8 protein-coding genes and 2 rRNA genes are annotated in these 8,803 nt (G+C 29.6%); 3 read left to right on the forward strand and 7 right to left on the reverse strand.

Annotated features, from left to right (window positions below):
- Nucleotides 1–3 precede the first annotated feature (3 nt).
- Nucleotides 4–705, reverse strand: coding sequence for a response regulator transcription factor (locus C7U54_RS13025; RefSeq protein ID WP_107030580.1), 702 nt, complete (start codon nt 703–705; stop codon nt 4–6).
- A 328-nt stretch (nt 706–1,033) separates the two neighbouring features.
- Between C7U54_RS13025 and C7U54_RS13030 the strand changes: the two genes are divergently transcribed.
- Both C7U54_RS13030 and C7U54_RS13035 read left to right on the forward strand, forming a co-directional pair.
- Nucleotides 1,034–1,873, forward strand: a complete 840-nt coding sequence (locus C7U54_RS13030; RefSeq protein WP_107030581.1) for a MerR family transcriptional regulator — start codon at nt 1,034–1,036, stop codon at nt 1,871–1,873.
- A 59-nt stretch (nt 1,874–1,932) separates the two neighbouring features.
- Complete coding sequence (locus tag C7U54_RS13035; RefSeq protein ID WP_107030582.1) at nt 1,933–2,958, forward strand: NAD(P)H-dependent amine dehydrogenase family protein; 1,026 nt, start codon at nt 1,933–1,935, stop codon at nt 2,956–2,958.
- Nucleotides 2,959–2,972: 14 nt separating this feature from the next.
- Here C7U54_RS13035 and C7U54_RS13040 read toward each other — a convergent pair whose 3' ends face one another.
- The 4 genes from C7U54_RS13040 to pdxS all read right to left on the reverse strand — a co-directional run bounded on the left by C7U54_RS13040 (nt 2,973) and on the right by pdxS (nt 6,965).
- Nucleotides 2,973–4,628 (reverse strand): glycoside hydrolase family 13 protein, encoded by a 1,656-nt coding sequence (locus tag C7U54_RS13040; protein ID WP_022001091.1) that lies wholly within the window; start codon nt 4,626–4,628, stop codon nt 2,973–2,975.
- Nucleotides 4,629–4,698: 70 nt separating this feature from the next.
- Nucleotides 4,699–5,478 (reverse strand): helix-turn-helix transcriptional regulator, encoded by a 780-nt coding sequence (locus C7U54_RS13045; RefSeq protein WP_107030583.1) that lies wholly within the window; start codon nt 5,476–5,478, stop codon nt 4,699–4,701.
- A 36-nt stretch (nt 5,479–5,514) separates the two neighbouring features.
- On the reverse strand, nt 5,515–6,090 hold the full coding sequence (gene pdxT / locus C7U54_RS13050) for a pyridoxal 5'-phosphate synthase glutaminase subunit PdxT (protein WP_107030584.1): 576 nt from the start codon (nt 6,088–6,090) through the stop codon (nt 5,515–5,517).
- Nucleotides 6,090–6,965, reverse strand: a complete 876-nt coding sequence (gene pdxS / locus C7U54_RS13055; protein ID WP_107030585.1) for a pyridoxal 5'-phosphate synthase lyase subunit PdxS — start codon at nt 6,963–6,965, stop codon at nt 6,090–6,092. The genes pdxT and pdxS overlap by 1 nt, the downstream gene beginning before the upstream one ends.
- 113 nt (nt 6,966–7,078) lie before the next feature.
- Here pdxS and pdxR point away from each other — a divergent pair, with 113 nt between their 5' ends.
- Nucleotides 7,079–8,467, forward strand: a complete 1,389-nt coding sequence (pdxR, locus tag C7U54_RS13060; protein WP_107030586.1) for a MocR-like pyridoxine biosynthesis transcription factor PdxR — start codon at nt 7,079–7,081, stop codon at nt 8,465–8,467.
- Nucleotides 8,468–8,523: 56 nt separating this feature from the next.
- On the opposite strand, the gene rrf is transcribed toward pdxR, so the two are convergent.
- Both rrf and C7U54_RS13070 read right to left on the reverse strand, forming a co-directional pair.
- Nucleotides 8,524–8,631 (reverse strand): 5S ribosomal RNA (rrf, locus tag C7U54_RS13065).
- A 74-nt stretch (nt 8,632–8,705) separates the two neighbouring features.
- Nucleotides 8,706–8,803, reverse strand: a 23S ribosomal RNA gene (locus C7U54_RS13070); the annotation flags it as partial.

The raw sequence follows: 8,803 nt of genomic DNA on the forward strand, positions 1-8,803 counted from the left end.
CTCCTATTGTTTATCAATTTTATATCCAACACCCCAAACAACTTTTAAATATTGTGGTTTTTTAGGATTAATTTCTATTTTTTCTCTTAAATTACGCACATGGACCATTACGGTTTCACTATTGATTGCTTCTTCGTTCCAAACGCGTTCATAAATATCATCTGCAGAAAATACTTTTCCTGCATTTTTCATTAATAATTCAAGTATTTTAAATTCAATGGGTGTCACTTTGACATTTTTACCATCAACCGAAACTGTCTTTGTATCAACATTGAGTTCAAGACCTCCACAAATATAAACATGATCACTTTCTTTTGGTGCTGTCACATCTAAATAACGTCCATATCTTCTTAAATGTGAGCGTACTCTAGCCATAAGTTCCATAGGTACAAATGGTTTTGTTACATAATCATCGCCACCTAAATTAAGTCCCATGATTTTATCAATATCTTCTGATTTTGCTGAAAGAAAAATTACTGGAAAATCATATCTTTCTCTTAGCTTAGAAACCATTGTTAAACCATCCATCCTTGGCATCATAATATCAACGATTGCTAAATGAATCGTTTCTTTTTCAATAATTTCTAAGCCTTCTAATCCATCATTTCCTACATAAACATCATATCCTTGATTTTCTAAATAAATTTTAATTGCATTTGCAATTTCTGTGTCATCTTCAACAACTAATACATGATATTTTTCCATTCCCTTTTTAACTCCTTATCTAAGCATTGAAAACAATGCAAAACTAATACATATATACCCTGCATAAATACAGCTTATTAAAATCATTTTGTTTAATCTTTCCATCTTCCTCACCTCTTGTCTTAAAGTATAGAGATGATTTATAAATATTTTCTTTTTATCTTTCTAAAGATTTTCTTAAGATTAAAACTAACTCTATTGTACATAATCTTTCGTAAAAAAGGAAATCTCTCATTAATATAAGATTATTTGTCTATTTTTAAATGAATAATTAAAATAACTCTCACCTAACAAGAGAGTTTGCTATAATCTTATTGAGGTGATACGAATGAATAATAACTATTTAAGCATTGGTGAAATGGCCAAAATGAATCATATTACTGTAACAACTTTAAGATTATATGATGAACTTGATTTATTAAAGCCTGTTTATGTTAATCCTGAGACAAATTATCGCTATTATGATATTAAACAAAATGCACGTTTAGATTTGATTCAATATATGAAAGAACTTCAAATGAATCTTAAAGAAATTAAGGAACTTCTTGATAAAGAAGATATTAATTTAATTGAAGCCATTTTAATTAAAAAGAAACAACAGCTTTCTATACAAATCAATGATTTACAAAGAACTAAAGATGCTATTTCAAGAACGATTTATAGTTTAGAAAGGTATCGTAAATCACCCCCAAGTGGGACAATTACTTTAGAATATATTGACCGTCGAAGAATTTATGTCATGAATACTGACATTAATTTTTATGAACATGATTTAGATGTTTATGAACATCTTTTAAATCAATTAAAAAATAATATGCTTTCTCGTCATTATTCACAAATTTATTATTGTAATGCGGGTACTTTTCTTTCCAAAGAAAGATTTTTAAAACAAGAGTTTATTTCAGATCGTATTTTTGTATTTGTGGATGATCATTTTCCTGAAAAAGATATTCAAATTATTGAAAATGGAATGTATGCTTGTATTTATCTTGATGATTTTCATCAAGAAATAGATTATGCAAAACGTCTTCTTGATTATTGTCGAATGAACAATTTAATAATATATGGAGATTATATTTGTGAAGTTTTAAGTGAACTCAGTATGTTTGATCATCATGAACGTTCAATGTTTTTAAGATTACAAGTTCCTGTTTTTTTTAAAAAATAGTTGACTCTCATGTTGGATAAGACTCTATGATATAAGTAAAGAAATAGGAGGCATACAATATGGAAAAGATTAAAGTTGTACAATATGGCTGTGGAAAGATGGCAAAATATATTATTCGTTATCTTTATGAAAATGGTGCAATGATTGTTGGTGCCATTGATACTAATCCAGCTATTATTGGAATGGATATTGGTGATTTTGCAGGTCTTGGTATTAAGACTGGTGTTTGTATTAGTGATCAAGCTGATCAAGTTTTAGATGAAACAGATCCTGATATCGCTGTTGTCACTTTATTTAGTTTAGTCAGTGATTGCTTCGATCATTATGTAAAATGTTTATCAAGAGGAATTAGTGTTATTTCTACATGTGAAGAAGCAACATATAGTTGGACAACTGATCCAGTTCGTACAAATCAATTAGATGTTATCGCAAAAGAAAATGGATGTACTTTTGTTGGTAGTGGTATGGAAGATATCTTCTGGGTAAATATGGTTGGTTTAGTAGCCGGTGGATGTCACTCTATTAAAAAGATTGAAGGTGCTGTAAGTTATAATGTCGAAGATTATGGATTAGCTCTTGCCAAAGCTCATGGAGTTGGTTTAACACCTGAAGAATTTGAAGCAAGTATTGCTCATCCAGAAGTATTAGAACCTTCTTATGTATGGAATTCAAATGAAGCTTTAGCTGCACGTATGGGATGGACAATTAAGTCACAAACTCAAAAATGTGTTCCTTATTTCCATGAAACAGATCTTTATTCTTCTACTTTAGGAAAAACCATTCCAAAAGGAAATTGTATTGGTATGGCTGCTGTTGTTACAACAGAAACCTTCCAAGGACCAATTATTGAAACACAATGTATTGGTAAAGTTTATGGAGAAGATGATGGAGATATGTGTGATTGGAAAATTACAGGTGAACCAGATACAGAGTTTCATGTTGTAAAACCTGCAACGGTTGAACATACATGTGCAACGATTGTCAATCGTATTCCAACTGTTTTAGTTGCACCTGCTGGTGTAGTTACAGTTGATGAATTAGATCGTTTAGATTATTTAACTTATCCTATGGAATATCATATTTAATGTAAAAGCAGAGCTTAGGCTCTGCTTTTTTGATAGAAAACAATACTTTCATAGGGTTTAAGAATTCCTTTTTGATGTTGATTATAGTTTTGAATCAATACTTTTTCATTATTTAAAATAGATGCATCATAGCTTACTTCCTTATCCGTAAAATTACAATAAACATAAAGTTCTTCATCTTGATAAAGACGTTTATAGGCATAAATATTTTCATCATTTTTCATTATTAACTCATATTTACCTAAAGTAATGATTTCATATTCTTTTCTTAATTGAATTAATTTTTGATAAGTATGAAAAATAGAATTTGTATCTTTCATTTCTGCTTCAGCATTGATTGTTTGATAATTTGGATTCATCATAATCCAAGGAATATGTTCACTAAACCCTGCATTTTTTTCTTTGTTCCATTGCATTGGTGTTCTAGCGTTATCTCTACTTGATTTTCTCATATAGCGTAACATATCTTCATGACTTACCGATTTTTCTATTTCTACAAGTTGTTTATAACTATTGAATGTTTCAATATCTCGATAATCATCAAGTGAATTAAAAGGTACATTTGTCATCCCCAATTCTTCCCCTTGATAAATATAAGGTGTCCCTTGCATCATATGTAAACATATCGCCAACATTTTTGCTGATTTTTCATGACACAAAGGAGAAGAAGTATCACCAAATCTTGAAACACATCGTGGTTGATCATGATTATTCCAGAACAAAGAATTCCAAGCCTGTTGATACATTCCTACTTGCCATCTCGACATAATTTGTTTTAAATCTTTTAAAGAAAATCTTTGATCTGTCCATTTATTAACTTCTGCACCATCAACATTCATTAGTTCAAACTGAAAGACCATGCTTAATTCTTTATTATCTAAAGGAGCATATTTTTTAGCATCCTCGATTGTTACAGCAGGGGTTTCTCCTACTGTTAAAAGTTCTTTTCTAGAAAATACTTTTTGATTCATTTCTTGAATATATTCATGAATATGTGGTCCATTTGCACATACTTGATGACCTTTAATAGTACTGTCTACATAGTATTGACTTTCATCCTTACTAATAAGATTAATGACATCTAAACGAAAACCATCAACACCTTTATCTACCCAGTAATTCATAATATCAATACATTCTTGTCTTACCTTAGGATTTTGCCAATTTAAATCAGGTTGTTTTTTAGAAAATAAATGCAAATAATACTCATTTGTCTTTTCATCAAGTTCCCAAGCTGAGCCTTGAAAGCAGCTTGTCCAATTATTTGGAACATCTCCCTCATTTCCTTCTTTCCAAATATAATAATCTCGATAAGGATTATTTTTAGATTTTTTACTTTCTTGAAACCAAAAATGTTCATCACTTGTATGATTAAAAACTAAATCAAGAATAATTTTGATATCTTTTTGATGCGCTTTATCTAATAATTCCTCAAAATCACTCATTGTTCCAAATTCACTTTGAATACTTCTATAATCAGAAATATCATAGCCATTATCATCATTTGGAGATTTAAAAATAGGGGTTAACCATAATACATCAACACCTAATGTTTTTAAATAATCAAGTCTTGAAATAATACCTTGTAGATCTCCCACACCATCATTATTACTATCTTGAAAGCTTTTTACATAAATTTGATAAACAACACTCTTTTTCCACCATTCCATATTGATTCCTCCTGCTTTTATTATTCTCTTTTTATAAAGGAAATTCATTGCCTTTTTTAACAATTTATAGTCAATTATTAACTTTTCGATATTTTGTTGGTGTTGTATGATATTCTTTTTTAAAAACATTTTCAAATGATTTTACATTTTTAAATCCATGATTTAAAGCAATATCAATGATTTTCATGTTAGTATGTATTAAATCATAATAAGCATGTTTTAATCTTATTTTTTGTAAATATTGATAAAAGGAAATCGTTGTTTGTCTTTTAAATAATCGTGATAAAGAATTAGGATGAAAGTGAAATTGTTCAGCTATAATTTCAAGTGTTAAATCTTGGTTATATCTTTTTTCTATTTCTTCTATTATTTTATAAATTTCTTTTGTGTTTTCTTCTTGTTTTTTATCTAATAAACAATCCTGTATGAGTTTTTGATAAAGTTGATACATTAAAATATGTTGTTCTATTGGTAAAAGATGGTGAATATATTTCATTTCTAACCAAGGTTTAAACCATTCTTTGTTTGATGGAGCTTTTAATTTAAAGAAATAAGATTGAATTTGAAATTCTTTAAAGACATCAACTGACAATAAATATGTATATAAATGTGTAAATTCAGGAAAATTGAATTGATGTACACTATGTGAGTTAATAATAAACATTTCCCCTTGATAAAATATTTCTTTCTTTCCATCAATACATGCTTCTACTTTTCCTGAAACGACATATACAACTTCAATATCTTGATGATAGTGGGAACTTACTGGTCGACTTTTATTAAATTGATGATTATAAAAAACAATAGGATATTTAATATTTGTTTTAACAATTTCTAGATGATGATCCATTTTATTCACCTCTTTTTTATTATATAAGAAAAAAGCCTACATTGTAGACTTTTTGATCATATTTATAAAATACTGATGAATTGAATCATCTTCATCAAGTTCAGGATGAAAAGCAAGTGCTAATTGTTTTTTATATTGAACAGCAATAATATTGTCATTCACTTTAGAAAGAATATCAACACCATCTTGTACACTTTCGATATAAGGTGCGCGAATAAAAGTCATAGGTACTTTTCCTATTCCTTTCATTTCTTCAATGGTGTGAAAACTTCCTAGTTGTCTACCATAAGCATTTCTTTTAACCGTCATAGGTATTGTTGAAAAATAAGTTTGATTTTGATTTTCTATTTCCTTAGCTAATAAAATTAGTCCTGCGCATGTAGCAAGTGTTGGTAAGCCATCTTGAATACGTTTTTGTAAAATATCAAACATATCCAATTCTTTTAAGAGCTTTCCTTGAACAGTACTTTCTCCACCAGGAAGAATTAAACCATCAAAATCTTGTTCCAAATCTTTTTTTTGCCTTAATTCAATACACTCTACTCCCAACTTTTCTAATTTTTTTTCATGTTCAATAAAAGCACCTTGTAAAGCCAATACTCCTACTTTCATTATTTTCCTCTTTCTGCCATTAAAATTTCAATTTCTTGTTCATTAATCCCAACCATTGCTTCTCCTAAATCTTTTGATAACTCTGCTATCAATTTTGCATCTTTATAATTTGTAACTGCTTTAACAATTGCTTCTGCACGTTTTTTAGGATTTCCTGATTTAAAAATACCTGAACCTACGAAAACTCCTTCTGCCCCAAGTTGCATCATTAATGCAGCATCTGCAGGTGTAGCAACTCCACCAGCAGCAAAGTTAACAACTGGTAATTTTTTATGATCGTGAACATATTCTACAAGTTCATATGATACTTGTAATTGTTTTGCAACTTCGAAAAGTTCATCTTTTCGAAGAGCCGAAATTTGGGCAATTTGTTTATTCATCATTCTCATATGACGAACGGCTTGAACGATATCTCCTGTTCCTGGTTCCCCTTTTGTACGAATCATACTTGCTCCTTCATTGATACGACGAAGTGCTTCTCCTAAATCTTTAGCTCCACAAACAAATGGTACTTTAAATTCTCTTTTGTTGACATGATAAACATCATCAGCTGGTGATAAAACTTCACTTTCATCAATATAATCAATTTCAATTGCTTGTAAAAGCTGTGCTTCTACAAAGTGTCCAATACGACATTTTGCCATAACTGGAATACTTACTGCTGCTTGAATTTCTTGAATCATTTTTGGATCAGACATTCTTGCAACTCCCCCTGCTGCACGAATATCTGCAGGAATTCTTTCAAGTGCCATAACAGCACATGCTCCAGCTTCTTCTGCGATTTTTGCTTGCTCAGGTGTTGTTACATCCATAATAACACCACCTTTTAACATTTGTGCTAATTGTTTATTTAATGCATATCTTTCATTTGACATTTTTTAATCCCCCTGTTTACTTTTGTTATGGCTTTTATTATACTTAAATGTGAACATATTAAAATATTCAAATTAAATATATTCATTAAGGTCAGTTTAAGGAGGAATCAATTATGTTAACATATAATCTTACAAATATAGGGTCAGATTCCCTTTATGAATATCTTTATAAATGTATAAAAAAAGACATTATTTTAGGAAACATAAAACCAGGAGAAAGATTACCATCAAAGAGACCTTTTTCAAAAAATCTTGGAGTAAGTATCATTACTGTTGAAAATGCTTATAGTTTACTTATGTCAGAAGGATTTATTTATTCATTACCAAAAAAAGGTTTTTATGTCACTGATCTAAAAAATATTCCTTCTAAAAAACAAATGAATAAAGAGAAAGTGATTTTAACAAGTGGACATAATCACTACTTAGCTGATTTTTCTAGTAATCAAACTGAAAGTGATATCTTTCCCTTTACTACCTGGATCAAAACCATGAAAGAAGTACTAAGAAATAATCAAGAAGAGTTAATGATCAACTCACCTTGTGGAGGAATTCTTGAACTAAGAAAAAACATTGCGAATTTCTTAAAAGATTTTAGAGATATGAATATTAAACCTGAACAAATCATTATTGGTGCAGGTACAGAATATCTATATAGCTTGATTATTCAACTTTTAGGAAACGATGTTAAATATGGCTTAGAAAACCCTGGTTATCCAAAAACTGCACAAATTTATAAAAGTATGAATGTTGATTTTGAATATGTGGATATGGATGAATATGGAATTGATCCAAATGAATTAGAAGAAAAGAAAATTGACGTAATACACATCTCCCCATCTCATCATTTTCCTACAGGTATTGTTATGCCAATTTCAAGAAGATATGAACTTTTAGGTTGGGCAAATAAAGTTGAAAAACATTATATTATTGAAGATGATTATGATAGTGAATTAAGATTAGGAGGAAAACCAATTCCTACCCTACAAAGTATCGATGTTTCCGATAAAATCATCTACATGAATACCTTTACTAAAACTCTATCATCAACCATCCGTATATCCTATATGGTATTACCAGAATCATTAGCTGATGAATATTATAAACGTCTCTCATTTTATTCATGTACCGTTTCAAATTTTGAACAATATACACTTTCTAGATTTATTGAAAACGGACATTTTGAAAGACATATTAATCGTTTAAGAAATTATTATTTAAAAAAACAAAATACAATCTTAAATGCTTTCCAAACAAGCAATATAAATAATAAGATTGAAATTTATAATGAAACTACCGGTGTTCATTTTTTAATGAAAATAAAAAGTGAAAAAACAGAAAAAGACATTATTAACAACGCCTACAGTAAAGGAATAAAGTTAAGTCCACTTTCTCAATATTACAAAAATAATGAAGAAAACAAAAATATTTATGTTATGAACTATTCCTCATTAGATAGTGAAAAAATAGAACTAATTGTAGAGAAATTAAAACAATGTATTTAAAAATCCTAACACAATCTGCTAGGATTTTTTAGTTAACAAACATAAAAAAAAGAAGGAACTGGCAACGAGCTATTTTCGCACAATGTACTATCTTCGCCGCGATGATGCTTAACTTCTGTGTTCGGAATGGGTACAGGTGTGTCCATCATGCTATCATTACCAGATTCTTCTTTTCAAGTGTCTTCAGGACACTCAAAACCAGACAGTAGTTTTTCTTCTTTCAAGCTCGCTTGCCTTTTCGGTCAAGCCCTCGACCTATTAGTATCAGTCCGCTTAACATGTCACCATGCTTACACTCCTGACCTATCTACCTTATCGTCTTTAAGGGGTCTTACT

It is taken from the genome of Faecalibacillus intestinalis (assembly GCF_003024685.1).
Lineage (GTDB): Bacteria > Bacillota_I > Bacilli_A > Erysipelotrichales > Coprobacillaceae > Faecalibacillus > Faecalibacillus intestinalis.